Origin of the sequence: Paenibacillus uliginis N3/975, from assembly GCF_900177425.1 — a bacterium.
Taxonomy (GTDB): Bacteria; Bacillota; Bacilli; order Paenibacillales; family Paenibacillaceae; genus Paenibacillus_AQ; species Paenibacillus_AQ uliginis.
Genome location: NZ_LT840184.1, coordinates 3633354 through 3656953, shown reverse-complemented (window position 1 = coordinate 3656953; position 23600 = coordinate 3633354). Strand labels below are relative to the sequence as shown.

Sequence of the window (23600 nt, the reverse complement as noted above, 5' to 3'; positions counted from 1 at the left end):
ATTAGTAGCACGGCCGACTATTTTTTGGTATATTACAATCATAATAGATCTATGTAAGCAGGTAAAATCAAACCTGAGGTGCATTGTTATGAGTAAACAATTAGTTTGGCTTATTCAGATTTTAGCTTTGTTACGTGGACTTGCCTTTCCATTTGTTCAAGTGATTCTGCGAATTGTTATGCTGTTGATAGTTTACTTCATTGATGTTGTAGTCAGTGAAAAGACAGAGAAAAACAGAAGAGTACTGTTGTTCTGGGTTATTGGTCTTATTTTAGGGTACCTTGTTAGAGGGGAAATATGGTAATTGAATTTCCTTAACCATGAGCATATATACGTTCCGATAGTGTAAAGCAGAAGTTATTGTTGATCTAAAGAACAAGCGATATAATAACAACTAAAGGTCGTGAAGAACACGCCGCTTCTATACAAACACATCCTGATCCGGTAATCAGGGTGAATTGTATGGAAGCGGTTTTTATTTTGTTGTTGGGGCTAAGACAATACCCAATTGAATTTAATAGGAAGGGGAGAACAAGCACAATGACACGATTTAAGCAGCACTACGAGGAGTGGTTACAGGAGAACCTTGATAAAGAGAAAAATCCCAGAAGACGAGAACTACTTACGAAAGGACTGGGTCATGGAACTGTCGAGTTCCTTCGGTCCGTTTGGTTTCCAGCAGTCGGTAATTTGAATCATCTGCTTCCCGAGTGGGAGGTTCGTGACTTGTCGATGAACCAAAACAGTGTCAACAGTTGGTCCTCTCTTTTATTGGGAAGTTTATCGCCTCCGACGTACCTTCCTCCTTATCTTGGTTAGAAGCCGAAACCGTTCGGTTTGCACGCCGACTGTTGCGTCCAATAACACCTTTGGAACTCGCTAATCATCTTAGGGTGAGCGATCGGCAGACTAGGCGCATATTGCATGAACTGGTTAATCTACAAATACTGGACATCGCAAGCGGTCAACAGCGAGCTCGCACCTATAAACTTCGATTGTAACCTCCGCATGTGGTCGACCGCCGGCATGGAACGTCACAGCGTTGTGCTGGCATGAGAGCGCCCCACCGTTGCGCTGGAAGCTGCGCATGGTGCGAGCAAATTACTACGCGAACAAAAATTGGTATTAGGCAGAGGCAGCGAAAATGTACATACAAACGAACGTCTGTCCGCAAGCATCCGCAGTGTGTTTCTGGCGGCCAGAGCGGTTTAACCCCCTAATCTTGGACACTAGCCACCTCATTCTCGGGATATCGCATCATAACGCAATTTTTGCAGGAGTAATCGTTCCTTCGTTCACCAAACGCAAATACTCCTTAGGTGGCCAGTCATGAAGGCTTCCATGAATGCGCTCGTTGTTGTAATAGCGAATGAACCGATCTACTTCCGAAAAGGCTTCCTCATAATCCTCAAAACAGTGTCGTTGGTAGCACTCGCGTTCCACAATACTGTGGTAGGACTCAATGAAGGCATTCTTGTTCGGTGTCCGGTTCGGAGTACGTTCATGTTCAAGGCCTGCCTGTTCACAGAAAGCATGGAACGCCTTGCTGACGAACTGGGGGCCATTGTCAGTACGAATAACCAACTTCTGCTCATCTCCGTACACTTTACGCGTAAGGAGCGCTTTCTGGAGTGTACGTAAGATATCTTGGGTGTGGCAGGTTTTCCCGCGATGGTACGCTACAATTCGGCGGTCAAACACGTCAATAATGCTGGCCAGGTAGAAATGCCGACGTTTTCCCGCCACGTAGCCATACTTAATATCCATCTGCCACAACTGGTTGGCGCCATTTACCACCCGGTTATTCGCTACTCTTTTGGGAACAGGGTTCGTTCTTTCTCGTTGTGGAAGGAGAATCCCCAAGGACTTGCAGAGACGGTATACCTTCTTTTTGTTAATCACTAGCTTATACTTTCGGCGCAGCAAAATCGTCAGTTTCCGGTAACCAGATGCTCCATGAGGGCCTTGGATCAGACGACGAAGAAACCCTTGAATACGGGTATCCGAGACGGCCTTTCCGTTCTGGTCACAGGAATAGCCCGGGATCGGTCGTCCGTTGCTGATCGGCTGCTGACGTTCAGGATGCTTCAAACGGTAATAGTACGTGGATCGCGGCACGTCACAGATCCGTAGGACGGTACGGATCGGATAGCCTTGCTCAATCCAATAGGAGGCTATTTGTAGTCGGGATACTTTTTTTTTACGAGATCTTTGAGGATGTGGTTTTCAAGTTCCTTCTCCCCCAACAGTTTCATCGCCTCGTCATATTTTTGCTGCAGCTCTTGGAACTTGGCCGCATCCTGCTCTATTTTTTGGGCTTCTTTCTGCTTTTTGACCATAAGATCTCCCACCTCATCCTCATATTGACGAACCCAGCCGCTTAACGTTTTGGGAGACATGCCGTGTTTTCTCGCAACGATCTCTGTCCGGTAACCAGACAGCACCTCTACGACATACTCTTTTTTCGCCTCAACCGGGCATCGAAATCGTCTTTTCATGGACGGACTCCTCATTTCTTTTTAGTGTATCTGAGGTACCTTGGAGTGTCCAATTGGATTAGGGGGCTATAAAGAGAGAATCCGCTATTTGAGAGAAACATCTGTTTATTGTGATATTCGCGGACAGAGGTTCCGTTATATGCTCGTGAAACCCCTGAATTCCTTTGGTTGACGGATAATAGCGGATCTCCTGTCCGCATACACATCAAAAGAGCCAAAAATGGAGAAATAGTGGAACGTCAGTCCTCAAGCATTCCGCAAAAATAGTGTGTAAATGTGGCGGCAGGCGACTAACCGTCAACATGTTGTAACCTCACCCTTACACCGCGCGCTAGGAGAAGCACACGGTGTAAGGTTCATGAATAATAGAAACCCAGCGTGGGGACTGAATCCCGTTAGGTCATTCATAAAAATAAAAACGCAACCCTATTCAGGTTGCGTGTCAAATACTACTATTTTGTTGGAGCGAGTGACCCAAAAATCCGGCGTTCCTGGGAATATTTTACCCAATCAGATACGCCCTTCTACCATATCTGAATACCGTTTAAACGGATAAATCCGTATAGGAGGTTTTGGGAATGGAGACTTCTACCGTATCTGAATACCGCTTAAACTACCACCTTTTGCAAAAAAACGTTGGATGTTGTTTTCAACGGTTGGATCAGGTATTAATGGTGGCGCTTGATGTGGTTTCTTGCGGGCGTCAATAATTACATTATCGCAGCCCCAATGCTTGTTCTGGGTGTAACTATTCACGCCGTGAATATCATGGGAAGGGTTGCTACGAGTGAAGGTAGCCCAGAGAAAATTGTTAATCGTCTCGCTCATAAAGTCGCTATCATCACATAAGATGATCATCGGACAAGAGGAGAGAGGACCCTTTTCTCGAATCGCATCACTTAAATCGTTTATTTCCTGCTGCGCCTCGGCGTAACTCTTAAATGCAGGTCCTTGGATGGCGACAATGCCTGGCATCACCATTTTGGCAGGATCAAAACCACGCAGATCTTTCAAGGAGTCAGGCACCTCTGTGCACAAGTCCCTTATTTTATCTCCAACAGCTGCGAACACGACCTTGCTTCCGGTGTTGAGTCCGGTTCCTGAATAATCGAGGGTGTCGATGGTTGTGTTGGTTTGAAAATGAATGTCTCGGTGCAGATTGATACGCTCCAAAATATAGGCCAAAAAATCCTCAATATGATGCGTACTGATGGCCTGTTTCTCTTCAGCCGCAATGAATAAATACTTGGCTAAACTCAATTGCCCAGTTCCTAAGATGCGATTAGCAATCGTAAGAAGCTCTGCCGGCTGTTTCACTTGTTGATAGGGGGTATAACGTTCGCTTCCGATAGCAAAGAGCAATGGATGCACACCAGCTGCATCGACGGCATGAACTTCTTTTACTCCAGGAATCTCTTGTTTAATCGCTCCACCTGTCAGCTCATGAATTAATTCCCCGAAGGAAGTATCCTCTTGCGGCGGCCGGCCAACGACAGTAAATGGATAAATCGCATTTTGCTTGGCATACACTTTATGCACCCTCATGACTGGAAAAGGATGAATAAGGCTGTAATAGCCCAAATGATCACCGAAAGGACCTTCCGGCTTGGTCTCGCCAGGATGGATTTCTCCTGTTATAACAAAATCCGCATCATGACTAATACAATGTCCATCCACGTAACTGTAACGGAAGTGACGACCTGAGAGTAATCCCGCAAAGGTAAGTTCACTCATCCCCTCGGGCAAGGGCATAATCGCGGATATGGTATGAGCAGGGGGGCCGCCAATAAAACAACTCACTTTAAGAGGCTGGCCTAGTTTATTCGCTTTATCTTGGTGGACGCCAATGCCCCGGTGTATTTGATAATGAATTCCGACTTCTTTGTTCATTTCATATTCGTTACCACTGAGCTGTACGCGGTACATCCCCAGATTGGAATTCATAATTCCCGGTTTTTCCGGATCTTCCGAATACACCTGAGGCAAGGTGACAAACGCACCACCATCATCTTTCCAATGCTTGATAAGTGGGAGATCAGATATTTGAATTTCCTGAAAATCAGCAGGTAAGCCGCTACTTTTTTTGATAGGTAAAGCCGTTCTTGCTGCTAACCCTGTACCGACGTATTTAAAAGGATTTTTGAGCGCTTTAACAGGATCGTTGCGCAAAGCGATTACGTTTTGTGTCGACTCAAACGTATCCCGAAAAATAAACTTGCTGCGCTCGATCGTTCCGAAAAGATTGGATACCGCACGAAACTTCGAACCTTTCACATTTTCAAATAACAATGCGGGTCCGCCTGCCTCATACACCTTCATATGTATGGCAGCCATTTCAAGATTAGGGTCAACCTCTTCATGTATACGAATTAAATGCCCATGCTTTTCCAGATCGATGATGCATTGTTCTAAATTCAGATATCTCATTGTATAACTCCAATCTCTTGAAGATAGTGAACTCACTTTTGCAAGATGAGTCCCTGTCAAATTCATTGCTTTGAACATTATCGAAATATGGAATATCCCTTTTATTATCGACAATATCGCATCTTAGGTCAATGATGCCAAACCTTGTCTTGCATAATAAAAATCGCCTAGCCCCTTTGAAAGGGACAAGGCGAATAAAATAAGTATCGAATCTCCACTAATAAAGTTTCATTAATCAATTCGTAATTCATAATAATCATCTTGTCGAATCGAAACAAACCCACATGACTGATACAAATGCAACGCACCAGCGTTTGTAGCTGCGACTTCAAGAGCTTGCTTTTCCTTTTGCAAAATTGTTTTTGCGTAGGTGATGGAATCGTTCAAAATCTTACGTCCATAGCCCTTCCCTCGAAATTCTTTTGAAACGACAAATCCATAAAAAAAGATCTCTGTCTCATTTTCTCTCAAAAGTATTTTCCCTACTGGTTTCTCCTCAATCTCTGCCATAAGAATAGTCACTTTCTCTGTCGCTAATGCTTTTTTTTCATACTGCTCTGCATCCTCAGGCGAGGAAGAGAAGCCTTCTTGATCTAATCGAATCAACTCTGCCAAATCATCTATCGTAGCCAGGCGTAGTCCCAACTGAATTGTGGATGGTTGTTTATCCTCGTATTCATGCTGTCTCTCCATATAATATTCGGAGAATTTATTTCTAGCGAATAAAGCTTCGCTGAATGCCTTACCAGATTCAGAAGATCCTGGGTTAGTGATCAAGATTGTGTCCAATTGTTTTTGTACAGCTTCTTCCTTCGCTTGCCTAAACATTTCCCGGAAAATTCCTTGTCTCCGGTACTCTGGATGTACCATGCCGCTTAACTCGATTTCTTTTGCCTCGATCATATATAGTCCGAGAAAGCCTACGAGCTTCCCATCTACATATGCTAACAAGTCCGTGATCTCGGTACCCTCTCTATTTTTTAGCATATTCCAGTTCAATTTCAGTACGATCTGGTCATGCGAGTTGCATACTTCCTCTAGAGCTTTGACCTGTTCCAGGTCCAGTGGTGAAAGGATGCTTCGTTTGACGATTTTATAGGCTAATTTCATTGGTGGTTCCTTTCCTAATACGAAAAGTTATAGTTCAGAACTATAGGATGTTAAAAAGAAGCATCTCTTATCGCGATTATTTCATCGCCACCTTAGAGATACTTCCTTTCCCTTTAAAAGAACTAATGTATCATACTATTTTTGAACCAATTCAACCTTATATCCTTTTTCTTTCAACAGGTCGACAACCATGCCTTCCATCACATAGTGTGCCGCGCCTACGACAACAAAGGAGGTATTCTCTCCTTTTTGCTCCAACAATTCAGCTAGCTTTTTAGCCATATTTTTGTCTCGCTCACCGATCAGACGCTGATTCGCATCACCTTCAGTAAATTGTCCATCTGTTGTCAGGGTTTTTCTCAGACCTTCCACATCGCCTTTAATCCAATCAAGCTGCATTTGTTTTAATTGTTTAGCAACTTCATTTGCCGCGCTTTCGGACAAGAAAGCATCTAGCATGGCATTTAATTCTTTTTCCTGCTGCTCAGCAGGTACATCTGCAAACAGGTCAGCCTGCAATTTGATGCCTTCCAGCTCGTGAATCGGCTTGCCCATCAGCATCGCACTAGTGAGGAAGTGACGATCGATACCGGTAGCATTGGCAATCCCGATCTCGGTTGGGTTATCGAAGTAAGCGAACGTCGAGAGACTGTTCGAAACGGCAAATGGCTTGTAACCATCGAAAGCATTGGCTGGTACTTCTAGCTTTGTAAGCACTTTTTGCAGCTTCTCGTAAGTCGCAGCGGCTACATGGTCCTTCAATGTAGTGCCGTCACTGTACACCATTTTTTCTTGAAAATAACTCATATCCCCGCCTACAAGATCAAGTTCGACCCACAGATCGTCCGACGCTTCAAACGCATCTCGGATACTTTTATGCATTGGGTACATATCGGTGATGCCCAAGTGAACCGATCCTAGCAAATACAGTGTGTTTTTGTCGTTAGTTACTTTCCACATGAGACCTTTGGCTCCGCCTCCGGTCATATCGTATGTATACTCAACCATTCTGCTTGCCATTACAGCTGCTTGTTCAATCGTAGATGGTTGATCCAATTGAAGACCAGCTTTAGTTCCTTTAACGATGCCTTTTTGCTGCATATAGTCAATTGGTTCAACTCCAGTTATCCCGAAAGATTCCGGCAATTCGTAATTGGCTAGCAGCTTGTGTAACGAGGTAATTACAGTTTCTCTTGTGATTACTTCACCAGTCGTAAAGGACAAGGAAGCCTCTTTTTTCTTGAGTCCGAGCAGATCAAGCTTCTTCGCAGTTGCATCCATCAAGGAATTGAATTTATTGGAAGTTATGGACTTTTTGAAAGTTCCGTCGTAATACCATTCCATCGGATAAATCCCGTATTTCTCGCCTTCGTTCAGCGTAGAGATGGACCAACGGCTGATGTCAGGAACTGCAGCAGGTGTGTCGGCATGAATTGGGATAACCTGACCTAACAGGATTGTTAAGCTCAGCGCCCCAGCTCCAGCTCAACGCCTAAATTTGCTCCAATGTGTATTGTCTTGCATGAAAAATCTTTCCCCTCTCGATTCTATGATGTGTGGAATTTTGTATATTACCACATTAGTAGATTATACCATATTAGAGAACTTTGCTCTTGGATTTATTTGTATCAACCACGGAAGCTCGTAGTTAATTGAACTCTTACAAACTCTTTGAGAAGGACATTAGATATGATTAAATGGTAGGAGAGGTTTTATGAAGAAAGGAAGGGTACATATGATGAAAATTGTCGAAGGAAGTTTATTGGATGCAGCGGAAGATATTATGGCTCATCAAGTGAATTGCCAAGGTGTTATGGGATCAGGGATTGCAAAGTCATTAAGAGACGCCTACTCCAATCTTTATCCTTCTTACAAACAATTTTGCGATAATGTTGCACCTCATGATTTACTAGGGAAATGTCATATGGTTAAAACAGGGTCTAAATACGTGGCCAACTTATTTGGTCAACTAAATTACGGAAGGCAGAAGGTCATATATACAGATTATGAGGCATTACAAAAAGCTCTGGTTTCATTAAAAAATGAAGCACAGGAAAAGGGGCTTAGTGTTGCACTACCCTATAACATCGGATGTGGTCTTGCCAACGGAGATTGGGATATTGTTTATAAATTAATTGAGGATGTATTTAGTAATTATGATGTGACTATATACAAAATTTAATGAGATGCGTGGTTCATTCAAATTTTTGAACTCGTTCAATTTTTTGACTGGAAAGTAGTGTTCGATAAGATACTATTGAAGGTGGATTTTATGGCTACAATACTGGGGCAACAGCAATCGGAAGAATAATCTGCATTCGTAGTGATGCTTAGGCTTAAGAATCTTTAGTTTCATTTTGATTGTAGGCCTGTAGTTATCTTTGCAGGGCATTTTTTGTTCATTATTTGGATAATGATTTGATATATTCTGCATTGATATTATCTAGACTATCACTATAATCAAAAAGACCGACCGTCAGTCTAACGAATAGATGGAGGCGACTGTCGTCTTACCGCTTCAACAGGAGATAACCACGAAAGGATGAAAGATATGAGTGAGAGATCTGAAGCCGAGCATGGCGCTGAACAGGCAAAAGAAAAAGGAGGACGCCTGCAGGGGCGGACGATCATGCTTCAGGGAACCGCCTCGGATGTCGGCAAGAGCGTCGTTACGACGGCGCTGTGTCGGATATTCAAGCAGGACGGATACCGGGTAGCCCCTTTCAAGTCGCAAAATATGGCGCTAAATTCCTATGTGACGCCGGATGGCAAGGAGATTGGGCGCGCACAGGGCGTGCAGGCGGAAGCTTGCGGCATTGCGGCGACGACGGATATGAATCCGGTGCTGCTCAAGCCGATGCAAGAAATGAACTCGCAGGTCGTCGTGCATGGCAAGCCTTATAAAAATCTAAGCGCCCGCGATTACCGTTCCGGTTTCCTGCCTGAAGCGAAGCGGATCGTGGTCGAGGCGGTGAACCGGCTGCGCGATGCCTACGATATCGTTGTCATGGAGGGAGCAGGCAGCCCAGCCGAAATTAATCTTAAGCAGAACGATATCGTCAATATGAACATGGCGGCCTGGGCGGAGGCTCCCGTCCTGCTCGTCGCTGACATCGACCGCGGCGGGGTATTCGCTTTTATCGTCGGCACTTTGGAACTGCTGGAGCCGCATGAACGGGAGCGGGTTCAAGGATTCATCATTAACAAATTCCGCGGGGACGTCGCGCTGCTACAGCCCGGATTGGACTGGCTTGAAGAGCGCACCGGTATTCCGGTGCTTGGCGTGCTACCGTATGCCGACGATTTGGATATTGAAGCTGAGGATTCGGTAGCGCTGGAGCAGTGGAAGGGGAAGGTACTTCCGGAGAACGACCTGGATATTGCGGTCGTGGCCTTGCCCCACATTTCGAACTTTACCGATATTGATCCGCTGGCGGCGGAGCGCGATGTGCGCATCCGCTATGTTCGCCGGCCGCAAGAGCTTGGAACGCCGGATGCAATCATTATTCCGGGGACGAAGAGCACGATGGCCGATTTGCACTGGATGCAGGAGAATGGGTTAGCTGACGCATTGGTATCTTATGCGAAGGATGGGGCAGTGACTGGCATTTGCGGAGGCTATCAAATGTTGGGCGAACGTCTGCGTGATCCTTATGGAGCGGAAGCCGAGGCTGGCGCGGTTATCGACGGCCTGGGCCTGCTACCGATGGAGACTGTGTTCGCGGCTGACAAGCGGACGGAACGGGTACGGGGGACCGTGATCGCCTCCAGTCTGCGCAACACTCCACTCTATGATTGTTCCGTGGAAGGGTATGAGATTCATATGGGCCGTTCGCTGCCGACGGCGGCGGATGTCGCGGCCGAACCGCTGATGGAGCTACAAGCTATGGGCAAGGATAGAGCGGATTTCGCCGGATTTGACGGCCTGCTGCATCCGAATGGACGCATCATGGGCACCTATTTGCATGGCTTGTTCCATAACGATGCTTTCCGCAGAGGCTGGTTGAACGGGCTTCGCGAAGCTAAGGGGATGGCGGCTCTGCCTTGCGAATTGAACTTTGCCGCCCAGCGGGAGGCTGCCTTTGACCGGTTGGCGGATCAGGTTCGCAGCCATTTGGATATGGAGTCAATCTACCGAATATTGCGGAATGTGGAACCGCAATCCTGAAATAGTCAGAGGTTAGCATAACGAAACAGTCCGGCGCTTGTGGTTGCAGGTGCCGGGCTTTTTTTTGTCCGAAAAAGGGGTGGTCTTGATCAACTCCCGGTTTAAGGTACGATTTGAAATAATCCATTGACATAATCTGGATTACCAATATAATCATAATAGACCGACCGTCAGTCTATGGAATGGAGGCAACGATCATGAGAATATCCAAAGAACCTGAAGAACGCAGAAATGAAATTTTAGATACGGCTGAAATGCTTTTTTTTACCAAAGGTTATGCCAAAACGACAGTGAACGATATGTTGCAGGCCATCGGAATCGCTAAAGGCACCTTATACTATTATTTTAAATCAAAGGAAGAAGTCATGGATGCGGTTGTCCTGCGATTCATCGACGAAGGGGTAGAAGCAGCGAAGCAGATTGCCACGAACAATGAGCTTACAGTTCATGAAAAGATGTTTCAAATCATTATGGCGCAAAAGCCGGATACGGATAGAAAAGGACATCTAATTGAGCAGTTTCACCAACCAGAGAATGCACAAATACACCAAAAAAGCTTGGCTCAGACCATTCTAAAGCTCACGCCTGTTTTGACAGAGGTAATTGAACAGGGAATAAAGGAGAAGCTGTTTCAAACTCCTTATCCGAAAGAATCGATGGAATTATTGCTGGTCGCCTCTCAGTTTCTGTTCGATGAAGGGATATTTAACTGGAAGTCTGAAGAAATCATCCAAAAGATACAGGCATTCATTTATAACATGGAAATTATACTGGGGGCAGAAAAAGGCAGCTTCTCCTATGTAGTCAAGTTGATTCAGCAGCCGCCAAAGGTTGAGGGAGAATGAGAGGATGGGGGAGAATGAAGAGATTAAACAATAAATCCTTCGGCAACTTTTTAGTGTTATGGACTGGAGAATGGGTATCGAGCATTGGAAGCGGCTTGACGGCTTTTGCACTGGGTATTTATGTTTACCAAATGACTCAGACTGCCACCAGTGTTGCACTGCTAACCCTTTGCGCCTTTCTTCCTTCTATTGTACTTAGTCCCATCGGTGGGGTGTTGGCAGACCGTTTCGAGCGGCGACTGATGATGATTGTGGGCGATCTGTTTTCTGCCTTTGGGCTTGTCTTTATTCTAATAGCGATGCTGTCTGGCGATCCTGCTCTTTGGCAAATATACCTCGGTGTTACGTTCAGTTCGGTATTTGTTTCTCTATTGGAACCGGCCTACAAAGCTACCATAACGGATTTATTGACAGAAGAGCAGTTTGCCAAGGCCAGTGGTCTGGTGCAGCTTGCCGCCTCCTCTAAATATCTTCTCTCCCCGGTCATAGCGGGGATTTTACTTCGCCTCATGGATATCAAGAGCATTTTAATCATAGACATCTCCACCTTTCTGGTAACGATGCTTGCGGTTTTGGCAGTGAAAAGGAACTTACAGGTTGTTCATAAAGCCAAAGTGCATCAGCCTTTTGTAAAGGACTTGAAGGAGGGCTGGCATGTCCTTGCATCTGCGAAGGGGGTGTTACACCTTACAGTCATTCTTTCTGTTATTACTTTTTATGTGGGCTTTCTCCAAACTTTATTTACTCCTATGCTTCTGCCCCTCACGGATTCAAAAACGCTTGGCACGGTATTGTCTGTAAGTGCAACAGGAATGCTGATCGGTAGCCTAATGATCGGTATTTTCAGTATCAACAATAAATATGCCCATGTGCTGGCTATCGGCTTAGGCTTTGCCGGATTGTTCTTTTCTCTGATAGGTCTAACCACAAATATTTACTTTATTGCAGGAGCCGGATTTCTGTTCTTCGCGGCGCTGCCGTTTATTAACACGAGTGCTGACGTCATGATCCGTAGAAAAATCCCTAATGAAACTCAAGGCAGGGCATGGGGCATCATTGGCATTTTATCGCAGCTGGGTTATGTGGTTGCGTATGCTATGGCTGGTTTGTTGGCGGATCATGTATTTAACCCGCTTTTACGAGAGGGAGGTAAACTTGCTTCCACAGTGGGTGAGGTGATCGGTATTGGCGAGGGACGGGGGATTGGTTTATTGTTCATCGTCTCCGGCATTCTTATCGTAATATTGGCGTTGGTTATTCCGCGAATAAAATCCATCCGAACTTTGGAAAATTCTTAGCTGCTGAAGCATTGGTTTCACTATTAAAGATATAAGTCTCTGCTGATATCGGGTGTGGGTATTATCCTTGGCGCTTTGGTTGCTGGCACAATCGGACAAAGTCTGGTTCGAATCCTCGGTTCTTTTATGGGAGCATCCAAAATTCAGCTTGTGGCGAGCCTGGTAGCCGCTTATGTTATTCTCCCATTTGTCTTGATGCTGATTGTGGCGATCACAATTTTAGTAAGCACTGTATCTATGAAAAAATTCAGTATCACGGAACGGATTGTTGAACAAGGGGAGATAGAAGACTGCATATATTGGAAGCGAAGGGATTAAGCAAAAATTATTTGACAGGTCAAGGAACCTATCAATCCGTATTAAAAGATATCCACTTGCAGATATGGCAGGGTGAATTCGTTGCCGTGAATTGCCTGGAACGGTGATATGTAGATATGCAAGTCATAGGCTCGCCTCTCTACAGAATATCAGGAGACACCCAATGCGGTGTCTCCTTTATTACGGTTTTATATCAACCCGGACGTATGACTAGCAGGCTGGGGATAACTAGAGTTATTTTTTACATTATAACCAATTTCTATTAGAACTCTCATAACATTTCTGGTATATAGTAAGCAGGTCCATATTTAATAGAATAGAGGAGTGAAAACCTGAATGCGCATTCGAATACATAAGTGCAGCAAGCAGCTAAGCTTATTTCTGGCTATCGTTATGCTCGTAACGATCATGGTTCCTTTCAGTCCCGTAAAGGTGGCAGATGCTTCGCCACAAAATGAACAAATTGTGATCAGTCAGATTTACGGAGGTGGAGGGAATAACGGAGCTGTACATACTCATGATTTCATTGAGCTGTACAATCCGACAGAAAATCCGATTGACCTCAAGGGCTGGAAAGTACGTTATGCCAGTGCAACAGGTAATTTCAATCAGGAAACCCCTTTAAGCGGCATTATGGAGCCTTATACTTATGTATTAATTCAACAAAAAGGTGGTACATCAGGCAGCGGAAATCCTTTGCCAACGCCTGATCTTCAAGGAACTTTGGATTTAAGCGGCAGCAACGGTAAAGTGGATCTGGTTAACGCTGACGGCGAAACAATTGATTTTATTGGTTATGGCTCAGCATCACAATCAGAAACGCAGCCAACACCGGCATTATCAAACGCCAATGCTGCAATCCGCAAGGAGTTGGCAGGAGGCCCTGCCGGCAACCGCGGCTTTGACACGGACAACAACGCTGCGGATTTTATGGTTTCATCACCAGATCCTCGCAACAGTACGTATACTACATCCCCAGGAAATCCGGGTAACGCTCTCGGGCCGATCACGGCAAGTCCAGTACCTAATGCTTGGCCAGCCGGAACACGAATCACGTTGAACCCTCCCACCGTAGGAGCTTCCGTCTACGCGGATGTTTACTTGTCAGGCGGAGAAGGTTTAGGCTTCCAGCTCGTGAATGACCCTATCATACTCAACGAGCCTACACAGATTAATGCCTATGCAGTCCAAGAGGGCTTTGCAGATGGACCTGTATCTACTTTCGAGTACGATATTCTTACGCCAACATCGGTGGCTGATGCCCACGGCAAGGCAAAAGGTGAAAATGTCTGGACGGAAGGCATTATTACGCATATCGAAGGCAGAGAAACCTATATTCAGGACGAGACTGCCGGCATTGTACTCTATGACTATCCGCTGACTGCCGAGGTTGGTGACCGGGTAAGTGTGGCCGGTGTTATGGAGATATACAACAATCTTCAGGAACTCAAGCCACATGCCCTGTTGCCGCATAACATAACGGAAAAAAATGCGGGATTACCGCAAGCTCTCCGAATAAGCGGGTCTGATCTATCCGCAGATAAAGGGGAGGCATATGAAGCAAGACTTGTCTACCTAGAGAATGTTTCTATCAAGACAGAGAACAGACCGGGTGAATATACTGCGGAGCAGGATGGGCATGAATTCATCATTTATTCCGGATTATCCAAGCTGAAGACGGGTAAAACCTTCAGCCGTGTCACGGGCGTGGTGAAGCAGTTTGGAAACATCTATGAACTGATCCCTCTAAGTGACGATGCTTTAATCGAAGAATTATTTTCCGTATCTGCTAGTCCGGGTGCTGGACCGATTATTACCGGAGGAACGGTGACATTATCCAGCCCTACGCATGGGGCAAGCATTTATTATACGCTCGACGGAACGGTTCCGACGACATCAAGCACGCTTTACAGCTCGCCGGTTCAAATCGACCGTGATATGACCATCAAGGCGATTGTTGTGTCTGGTGCAGATGTTAGTAAGGTCTATGAATTTGCCTATAAAGCCACCCAGCAGCCGCGGATTGCCGATATCCAAGGACAGGCTCACTTCTCACCTTATAATGGGCAAACGGTAAAAGATATTGAGGGCATTGTTACGCAATACGGATATACTTTCTCCAACGGAAACATAAAGGGCTTTTATATCCAAGATACTTCGCCTGATTCCAATCCGAATACCTCTGACGCCATTTTTGTATTTTCCACGGATGCAGACCGGCCACAGGTCGGAGATCTGGTAACCGTAACGGGAAAAGTTACTGAATATAACGAAGGAAGCTCCAGCAATCTTACTTCCACTCAAATCGAGCTTCAATCCTTCAAGAAGATTGGGCAAGATCAACAGCTGCCGGAACCTGTTACCCTTGGTAAGGGTGGACGCGCGATTCCTGCCGCCATTATTGATAATGACGGATTGACAACATTCGATCCAGAGGAAGATGCTATTGATTTCTATGAATCTCTGGAGGGTATGCTGGTTAGACTTCCGCAGCCAACGATCATTAGTCCGTATTGGATAAGCAGCGGGACTTACAATATTGCTAGCCGTGTTGAAAATGAAATCGCCGACGTCATTACACCGGCTGGTGGTCTGGTTCTAAAAGAACAAGGCAATTTCAACCCGCAGCGTCTTCTGATTGCCTACGGCAATCCGGGACAGGAAGTAAGCACTGGCGATACGTTTGCCAATGATGTGATCGGCGTGATCGGTTATAACGGTGGGAACTTCAAGGTGATTCCAGGTAAAGGCGAATTACCAGCGATTAATAGCAGCTCTTTTGAATCAGAGGTATCCACCATCGATGTGAATGCCGAACAGCTGAGAGTGGCGACGTATAATATTGAGAATTTCTATCCGGGAGTAGACTCAGGCAAAATCAATAAGCTGGCGGAGTCGATTGTAAACCATATTAAGTCTCCGGATATTATCGGTCTGGTGGAAGTGCAGGACAACAACGGTGAACGGAACGATGGCATCACTGCAGCAGACCAAAGCTACCAAGCCCTGATTAATGCAATCAAGGCAGCCGGAGGCCCAACCTACAGCTTTACCGACATTGATCCGGTGAATAATAATGACGGTGGAGCGCCAGGAGCTAACATCCGGGTTGGTTTCCTATATAACACAGATCGCGTTCAATTATCGGACAGTGTAAATGGCCAAAAAGGTTCATCCACAGATTCCGTCGCTTATGATGCGGCGAAGGATCAGCTGACCTATAATCCGGGCAGAATCGATCCGTTAAATCCTGCATTTAGTGCATCACGTAAGCCTTTGGCAGCGCAGTTTGAATTCCGGGGCGAGAAGATAATCGTGATTGCGAATCATTTTAACTCGAAATCCGGGGACCAAGGACCTTTTGGTAATACCCAGCCGCCGGTTCTCTCCAGCGAAACGCAGCGTCATCAGATTGCAGCTGCAGTTAACGGGTTTGTCAAAGATGTTGTGACCGGAAATCCTGACGCTAACGTCATCGTTCTGGGCGACTTGAATGATTTCCAATTTACTGAGACCGCGACGATTTTGAAAGGAAATGAATTAGACAACCTGATTGACAGACTTCCGCTCGAAGAACAATATACGTATACCTATGACGGAAATTCACAGGTGCTTGATCATATTTTGGTCAGCAAGAACCTGACAAAATCAAGCCAAGTCGATGTTGTACATCTTAACGCTGATTTCCCTTCTTCCAAGGGCCGCGTGTCGGATCATGATCCGATTGTTGCACAGATCGACCTGCATGGAGAAGCTGCGAGCGGCTTCCCGCTCACCATACTGCATACCAATGATACGCATGCCAATCTGGACACCGTAAACTCACCGGATAACATTGCGCGTCGTGTTACAGCGATCAAAGAAGCAAGAGCGGAAGCGGTCAATCCCTTGCTCGTGGATGCAGGGGATGTATTCTCCGGCACACTGTATTTTAATCAATATTTGGGACTTGCTGATCTCGAGTTTATGAATCTGGTTCAATATGATGCGATGACCTTCGGTAATCATGAATTCGATAAAGGGTCAGAGGTCTTGAATGATTTTATTGAGCATGCGGAATTCCCGTTTGTCTCCTCGAATGTGAACTTCTCTGCCGATTCTTTATTACGTGAGAAATTCAAGAATGAAGTCACTGAGGATCCCAAGGATGCAACCATATATCCTGCTATCATAATGGAGGTAGATGGTGAACAGGTAGGTCTGGTAGGTCTTACAACGGAGGACACGTCGAATATAGCATCGCCGGGAGCCGTTACTTTTGATAATGCGGTACAAAAGGCAAAAGACACCGTATCGATGTTGAAGAATGAAGGAATCAATAAAATCGTTGTACTTTCACACTTGGGTTATGATATGGACGTAAATCTTGCCAAGGATGTGGAAGGAATCGACATCATCGTGGGCGGTCACAGTCATACTAAGCTGGATAAGGCTGTTGTAGATCGGTCGGACAGTGAGCCGAAGCTGATTGTGCAGACAGGTGAAAAAGGCCAGTTCTTAGGTCAGCTTGAGGTCATATTTGACAACGAGGGTGTTCTGCAAGAGTGGGACAGCAACCTGATATCGGTTGACGAGAAAGATAGCAATGGCCAAAATGTGATAGAGCCGGATCAAGAAGCATTGCAAATTCTGAATACCAAATATAAGCCGGGTGTAGAGAAGTTAAAACAAACGGAAGTTGGTATGACAGAAGTGAAGCTGAATGGTGTTCGCGCCGATGTGCGAACCAAGGAAACGAATCTTGGAAATCTGATTGCGGACGGAATGCTGGCTGCAGCGCAAGCAGCCGGAACGAATGCGGTTATTGCCTTGCAGAATGGTGGCGGAATCCGCGAATCCATCGCAGCAGGTAAAGTCACTATGGGAGACGTGATGACCGTCCTTCCGTTTAACAATGATCTTGTCACCATCACACTGACAGGCCTTGAGATTAAAGAAGCGATGGAGAACGGGGTTTCCAAGATGCCAGCTGCGGACGGACGATTTCCGCATATCGCGGGTATGAAGTTCATTTATGATTCGACCAAACCGGTCGGACAGCGCGTGCTTCGTATCGAGGTAAAAGGCAAGAACGGATACGAGCCGATCGATCTAAATAAATCGTACGAGGTAGCGACAAATGCATTTACCGCCAAGGGCGGAGATTTCTATGCTTCGCTTGAGAAGGCTTATCTAGAAGGGCGTGTGAATCTGCTCTACATGCCTGACTATGAGGTATTCTCTGATTATGTGAAAAAAGTAGGCACCATCACAGCCAAGACTTCGGCCGTCGAAGGACGGATTACGGACCTGAAAGGAGCACCACTTCCAGAAGGTCCTAACCCTGGCGGACCTGAAGTGCCTGGCACACCAGGCAACCCGGGCACCCCTGGATCTCCAAGCCCGACAACGCCTCCTGTGAATCCATCGAACCCAGGTACAACAACACCAGCGGAAGCAGGCAAGGTGAAGGTTCAAGTTAAGGTGGAGAACGGTGTGGCAAAAGGCACGGTGACTGGGGCGGCAATGAAGGAAGCCTTAAAGCAGCCTTCTAACGGGAAAATTACGATTGAGGTTACAAGTAATCAGCAAGTAGAGTCTTCGTCCATTACCATCGAGAATGAAGCGCTCCGAGCATGGCTTGATCAAACAAGCGCCCAAGTGTTGACTGTTGTAACTCCATACGGAAGTTATGAGTTTCCGAAGAAGGAGGTCAATCTCCAGGCACTGGCTGGACAGGCCGGATCGGATATCAGCAGTATCCAACTGGTCATTCAACTTGCAGTGGATTCGAATGCTCTTAAATCAGCGGCATCCAAAGGATACGATGCGCTGCAAGCGGTAAGCTACACCGTTATGGTAACGTCCGGTAATGGTAAGACCATCAAGCTGGATAAATTCAAATCGTATGTGAAGCGGTCTTTGAATATCGACAAAGATTATCGTTCAGCTGATATTGCGGTTGTTCGAGTAGACGGTACAGGAAATGGATACACCCCGGTTCCGTTCAAATTGAATGGTCAACGAGTCGATATTTATAGTCAAACCAACAGCACGTATCTGGTTATTCAGAACCCGGTAACGTTCCAGGACATCGTGTCGCATTGGTCAAAGGTAGACGTTGAGTCCCTCGCTGCCAAAATGATCGTGACCGGACGCACAGAGCAGGCCTTTGTTCCGAATGCTCCGGTAACACGAGCCGAGTTCGCCACGTTATTAACCCGAGCATTAGGTCTTACCGTAGACGCTCAAGCAAGTTCATTTAAGGATATGACAGCAGATAACTGGTATGCCGGGCAGGTTAATGCGGCTGTCAATGCCGGAATCGTAAGCGGGTATTTGGACGGCACCTTTAAACCAGGGCAGACGATCACGCGAGAAGAGATGGCACTCATGGTGTACAACGCAATGCAATATGCCGGATACACACACAACGGTTCATCGAAACCCCATTTTGCTGATAAGTCCCATATTAGTAGCTGGGCAAAAAAAGCGGTGGATGTATTGAGCGGTCTTGAAATGTTGAACGGGGATCGTCACCAGCGACTTACCCCTCAATCGAATGCAACTAGAGGCGAAAGTGCCGCGGTGTTAAATCGAATGCTTCAGAACCTGACGTATGTAAAATAAACAAATACAAGACAAGAACATGAACACAAAAAAGAGGTTGCCCCAAGGTCAATTGACCTTTTGGGACAGCCTCTTCGTTGTAAACTCATAATGGTTACCTTTCAACCATGATATACTTATGGTGAGGATTGCACGAAAGGTAACAGATAAGTGAGCCCAGTATCTGAGTCGCGCTTTCTGAACGCCGGAGTTAAGATCGAGTGAGCGGCGAGCGTACGGAAGAAGGGAAACCTTTGTTCAAAGAGATTTTTATGTATCGGGGAGGTAATTGTGGGTAAATCCAAGAAATACATTCTAAGTAAAATTGATATTCGCTTGGATCATGTGCATGGTTTTCAAAATCCACAGAATATGATCTACATAAATGAAATTACATTGATTGATTATTTGAATCAAAATACAGATAGCGATTCTTTTAATTTGTTAGTTCCTCCTATCGGACTTTATGATGCTAGTGATCAACAGAAAGTTTTTGAGTTATTAGATTATACAAATATTGTTATTCCTATTTTGGTTTGTTCTGATGACATGGATTTCTCTTGCACAGTGGTATCTACTAGTGTGGTAGAGGAGAAAGATTGCTTTGTTTGGAAGTCATTTGGATATTATATGGACATGTCAAAGCCTATTCATGTTCTTCCTATAGCCTTTGAAAAATATAATTATAAAAAATTTGTTGAAAATTTTAAGGGGTTAATTGCTAGTGGTATGATCGAGTAGTCGATACCGTTGAATTTGAAATAGAATACCGCTAAAGGCACTGACATTTGTTAGTGTCTTTTTTCTATACAAATGGTTAATATCAACATAAGTACTTATTACATTTATAAAGGAGAGATATACATTGTGGTGATTTTTATACTGCTCCAGCACATCTACAATCCTGTCTTAGATGAAGGTCTGATTCATCAAAACACCAAATAATTAAATATTGAAAAAGGAAAGAAAGGAGAAGGAAATGAAAAAGGATGATTTTGGAAATCGAATGAAGGGGTATGAAAATATTTTTAGACAAGCACTTCCTCAAAGACTACCTGTTATTATTCGGATAGATGGTTGTCACTTTCATACGTTTACACGTGGTATGAGGAAGCCGTTTGATGAATCATTAACTAACGCACTTTGGGAGACATGCAAATACTTAGCACAGAATATTATGGGCTGTAAACTGGTATATCAACAGAGCGATGAAATATCCATTCTCCTTACTAACTATGATAAATTAACAACACAATCATGGTTCGATAATAACCTTCAAAAAATCGTTTCAGTGTCTGCTTCGATGGCAACGGCAAAGTTTAATGAAGCCATTAAGGAATGCTACCCTGACAGGCCATTTGCGACTTTTGATAGTAGAGCTTGGGTAGTTCCTCATGATGAAGTAACGAATTATTTTCTTTGGAGACAACAAGATGCCACAAAGAACAGCATTTCAATGGTGGCACAAGCTAATTTTCCTCACGAGCAGCTTCAAGGTTTGGATGGAAAGAAGCTTCAGGATAAGTTGTTTCTAGAGAAAGGGATAAATTGGAATGACTTGCCTGTGTGGCAAAAGCGTGGGGTATGCATCACAAAACAGTATTTTAAAAAGGGAGAAGCTACACGCAGTAAGTGGGATGTTGATTTCGATACACCGATCTTTAGTCAGAATCGAGAATACATTAATCAATACGTTTATCAACAAAAGGATGAGTAATTGTGGAATGTGTAATTTTTATTGGGATTCAAGCATCCGGAAAATCAACTTTTTATAAAGAGAAGTTCTTCAAGACTCATATGCGAATTAATCTTGATATGCTTAGGAGTAGGAACCGTGAGGATGTTTATTTGGCGGCTTCGATTGAGGCTAAACAGCCATTTGTTGTTGACAATACGAATCCAACAATTGACGACAGGAAGAAGTACATTGATATTGCAAGAAAGAATAAGTTTAAGGTAGTTGGTTATTACTTTGAGCCTGACTATGAATTGTCTTATGCAAGAAATGAACAGAGAGAAGGGAAAGAAAAAGTTCGTGAGATCGGATTAAAAAGCACGCTAAAAAAACTACAGATTCCTACATACGACGAAGGTTTTGACGAGCTATATTTTGTAAAATCAGCCGATGGAAAGTTTGAGGTTGAGAAAATGTTGTAATGAGGTGGGATATGAGTATCTGGCTATGGATCCTGGCTGTATCTGTGGTCCTTGCCGTACTGGTACTGGTGGTGAACGCGAAAGCAAAGGCTGGCGCAAATATGGGCTTTGACATCAAGCGGGATAAGCAGGGAAACGTCATTTTGTTCGATACGCCGGGGATGCGTGCGGATGCCGCCGATTCATTCGACCTGACCATTGAAATGGAAAAGCGGGGTCACAAGATGTCCAATGGCATGAGCTGGAATGATATGATCTATTCTAGTAGTCAACGTTCATCGACTCTTTTTTTGTGTTTTTTAAGAGGGAGCCGTAACGGATTCCAAAATTAATGAAAAAATAATATTTACATGTGCTGACAGGCACTGGCATACTATATTCAATCGGATATTTCCGAGCGCTTTTCATCGCAAGAAATTATGGGTACATAAGGAGGAACATGATGATGAATCGTTTCAAATGGGGACTTGCCGCCATGCTGTCCTTGCTTCTGGTGGTGCTTGCAGGGTGCCAAGCCGTTGGCGGTGTGGATGTCAGCAAAGCAGCTCTGAGCACGCTGGATGTCAAATCATCGATATCCAAGCAGACATTGTCCCTGCAGCTGGTTCCGGCAGATGGCAAGCTGAGCGAAGAGGACAAGAAGGTAATCGATCTTTTCAATTCCTTGTCCGTCACGATCGACCAAGCCATTATGCAGGACATGAATCATGTATCGTTGGAAGGGGCCGTTCAGCTTCTAGGCAAAAAGCTTCCTTTCCATCTGGCAATGGACAATAAGGCGCTGAATCTGTCCGTCGAAGGGATGACGCAGCCGATTTCCGTACCGCTTGATACGGAAGAGTTGGATGCTGCTTTTGCGGTTTTGCCAATGAACAACGAAAACCTGGTTCAAATGTACAAAGACGTGCTGGGCTTCCTGCTGAAACATACGCCGAATCCGTCTAATATTTCGGTCACGCCTGTAACCGATAAAGTCAACGGAGAGTCGTTGTCTCTGCAAAAGCTGCATATCGAGATTCGCGGGGATGAACTGGCCGGCCTGGCCAAAGGTTTCCTGATAGGCTTATCCAAGGATGAGGAAGGTCTGAAGGAACTTATTAGTCGCTTGTACGACACTTATTATCCGCTCATTACAGCCTATGCCGGAGTTCCGCAAGAAGATGCCAAGCCAACCGCCGCAGAGAGAGAAAAGGAAATCAATGCGGCTGTGGAAGAACTGATGGTCATGGTGAACGAGCTGCTGCCTGAGTTCGACAAAAACGTAAACGGGCTGTTTGAGGCAGCGCCTGAGCTTCGCACCATTTTGGGCAAAGACACTGTGCTTTCGCTCGACTTCCTACTCGACAGCAAGCTGAATATCCGTAAGCAAAACATGGATCTGACCATACAGCTTCCAGCTGATGAAGAAATCCCTGTTAAGCAGGTTAAGGTACATTCCGAGTCAGAAACGTGGAAAGTGAATGAGCCTGTGACGATCCATGCGGTGGACAGTTCCAAAGGCTTCTGGAAGGTTGCTCCTGGCGAAGGAACGCCAGGCGAGGTCCTGCGCCATTTGGACAGCAAGTCTGACCTGTACCGTTTCGTGAAGGATGACATGGAAATTACCCGCAAATCGATTATTATGTATACGGATGAAGACCCGACCGACCTGTATGGCGCAGGATACAAGCCTGTGATCGTCAACAATACGCTGATGGTGCCGCTGAAATATGTTGCGGATCAGCTTGATGCGAAGCTGTCCTGGGACAATGCCACGAAGCAAATCACGCTCACGGAAGACCTGACAGGCGCCAAAATCGTCCTGAAAATGGGTTCGAAGCACGCTTCGATCAACGGAGGAGCAGAAGTGCTTGCTGAGCCGGTGCAGAATTTTGAGGGCTATGCCTATGTGCCGATGCGTTTCATTGCCAAAGCTCTTGGAGCGCAAGGGCAATGGGATGCGAAAGAGAAGATTTTAACGATGGAGAGAGACTAAAGGATCAAACATCCAAGAACGATTTCCCATGAGCAATAGATCATATCTGTTTAGTTCATCTATTGTGGTAATGGGGAGTCCAAAACGAAGTTTGAGATATCCATGCTTAAGAGAGCAAAATGTTTCGAAAGAATCAGAGACGGTTGAAAAACCGTCTTTTTTTGCATGCTTAAGCAATTTTTATTATGGCAGTCGGCCGAATCCGAATTACGGTTT

General features: G+C 45.3%; 17 protein-coding genes and 2 pseudogenes. 14 read left to right on the top strand and 5 right to left on the bottom strand.

Going from position 1 to position 23600, the window contains the following annotated elements; all coding sequences use genetic code 11:
- Positions 1 to 88 precede the first annotated feature (88 nt).
- Both B9N86_RS17220 and B9N86_RS17215 read left to right on the top strand, forming a co-directional pair.
- Positions 89 to 304 (top strand): hypothetical protein, encoded by a 216-nt coding sequence (locus B9N86_RS17220; RefSeq protein ID WP_208914384.1) that lies wholly within the window; start codon positions 89 to 91, stop codon positions 302 to 304.
- 236 nt (positions 305 to 540) lie between these two features.
- Positions 541 to 1001, top strand: a pseudogene (locus tag B9N86_RS17215) (hypothetical protein).
- 256 nt (positions 1002 to 1257) lie between these two features.
- On the opposite strand, the gene B9N86_RS17210 reads toward B9N86_RS17215, so the two are convergent.
- The 5 genes from B9N86_RS17210 to B9N86_RS17190 all read right to left on the bottom strand — a co-directional run bounded on the left by B9N86_RS17210 (position 1258) and on the right by B9N86_RS17190 (position 7505).
- Positions 1258 to 2163 carry an IS3 family transposase gene (locus B9N86_RS17210; protein ID WP_280174990.1) on the bottom strand — a complete coding sequence of 302 codons (906 nt, stop codon included), beginning with the start codon at positions 2161 to 2163 and terminating at the stop codon, positions 1258 to 1260.
- Between the two features lie 11 nt (positions 2164 to 2174).
- Positions 2175 to 2498: a transposase gene (locus B9N86_RS17205; protein ID WP_208914383.1), complete on the bottom strand. Its 324-nt coding sequence runs from the start codon at positions 2496 to 2498 to the stop codon at positions 2175 to 2177.
- 588 nt (positions 2499 to 3086) lie between these two features.
- Entirely contained in the window at positions 3087 to 4925 is a 1839-nt protein-coding gene (locus B9N86_RS17200; RefSeq protein ID WP_208914382.1) for a UbiD family decarboxylase, read from the bottom strand.
- A 231-nt stretch (positions 4926 to 5156) separates the two neighbouring features.
- On the bottom strand, positions 5157 to 6035 hold the full coding sequence (locus tag B9N86_RS17195) for a GNAT family N-acetyltransferase (RefSeq protein WP_208914381.1): 879 nt from the start codon (positions 6033 to 6035) through the stop codon (positions 5157 to 5159).
- A 135-nt stretch (positions 6036 to 6170) separates the two neighbouring features.
- Entirely contained in the window at positions 6171 to 7505 is a 1335-nt protein-coding gene (locus tag B9N86_RS17190) for a TraB/GumN family protein (protein ID WP_244563152.1), read from the bottom strand.
- A 244-nt stretch (positions 7506 to 7749) separates the two neighbouring features.
- Between B9N86_RS17190 and B9N86_RS17185 the strand changes: the two genes are divergently transcribed.
- The 12 genes and pseudogenes from B9N86_RS17185 to B9N86_RS17135 all read left to right on the top strand — a co-directional run bounded on the left by B9N86_RS17185 (position 7750) and on the right by B9N86_RS17135 (position 23384).
- A complete protein-coding gene (locus B9N86_RS17185) occupies positions 7750 to 8217 on the top strand; it encodes a macro domain-containing protein (protein ID WP_244562737.1) in 468 nt (155 codons plus the stop codon).
- A gap of 369 nt (positions 8218 to 8586) precedes the next feature.
- Positions 8587 to 10203: a cobyric acid synthase gene (locus B9N86_RS17180; RefSeq protein WP_244562736.1), complete on the top strand. Its 1617-nt coding sequence runs from the start codon at positions 8587 to 8589 to the stop codon at positions 10201 to 10203.
- 197 nt (positions 10204 to 10400) lie between these two features.
- Positions 10401 to 11048, top strand: a complete 648-nt coding sequence (locus tag B9N86_RS17175) for a TetR/AcrR family transcriptional regulator (RefSeq protein WP_208914378.1) — start codon at positions 10401 to 10403, stop codon at positions 11046 to 11048.
- 14 nt (positions 11049 to 11062) lie between these two features.
- Positions 11063 to 12346, top strand: coding sequence for an MFS transporter (locus tag B9N86_RS17170; RefSeq protein ID WP_208914377.1), 1284 nt, complete (start codon positions 11063 to 11065; stop codon positions 12344 to 12346).
- A gap of 54 nt (positions 12347 to 12400) precedes the next feature.
- Positions 12401 to 12664 (top strand): hypothetical protein, encoded by a 264-nt coding sequence (locus B9N86_RS17165; protein ID WP_208914376.1) that lies wholly within the window; start codon positions 12401 to 12403, stop codon positions 12662 to 12664.
- Positions 12637 to 12753: pseudogene (locus B9N86_RS30825) on the top strand (bacitracin ABC transporter ATP-binding protein); the annotation flags it as partial. The gene B9N86_RS17165 and the pseudogene B9N86_RS30825, both read left to right, overlap by 28 nt.
- A 247-nt stretch (positions 12754 to 13000) precedes the next feature.
- The gene (locus tag B9N86_RS17160; protein ID WP_208914375.1) at positions 13001 to 19273 is read left to right on the top strand and encodes a 5'-nucleotidase C-terminal domain-containing protein; all 6273 of its coding nucleotides are present in this window, start codon (positions 13001 to 13003) and stop codon (positions 19271 to 19273) included.
- Between the two features lie 270 nt (positions 19274 to 19543).
- A complete protein-coding gene (locus tag B9N86_RS17155) occupies positions 19544 to 19993 on the top strand; it encodes a hypothetical protein (RefSeq protein ID WP_208914374.1) in 450 nt (149 codons plus the stop codon).
- A gap of 238 nt (positions 19994 to 20231) precedes the next feature.
- Complete coding sequence (locus B9N86_RS17150; RefSeq protein ID WP_208914373.1) at positions 20232 to 20969, top strand: tRNA(His) guanylyltransferase Thg1 family protein; 738 nt, start codon at positions 20232 to 20234, stop codon at positions 20967 to 20969.
- Between the two features lie 2 nt (positions 20970 to 20971).
- Positions 20972 to 21409, top strand: a complete 438-nt coding sequence (locus B9N86_RS17145; protein WP_208914372.1) for an ATP-binding protein — start codon at positions 20972 to 20974, stop codon at positions 21407 to 21409.
- An 11-nt stretch (positions 21410 to 21420) separates the two neighbouring features.
- Entirely contained in the window at positions 21421 to 21741 is a 321-nt protein-coding gene (locus B9N86_RS17140; RefSeq protein WP_208914371.1) for a hypothetical protein, read from the top strand.
- Between the two features lie 107 nt (positions 21742 to 21848).
- Positions 21849 to 23384 (top strand): copper amine oxidase N-terminal domain-containing protein, encoded by a 1536-nt coding sequence (locus B9N86_RS17135; RefSeq protein WP_208914370.1) that lies wholly within the window; start codon positions 21849 to 21851, stop codon positions 23382 to 23384.
- Positions 23385 to 23600 lie beyond the last annotated feature (216 nt).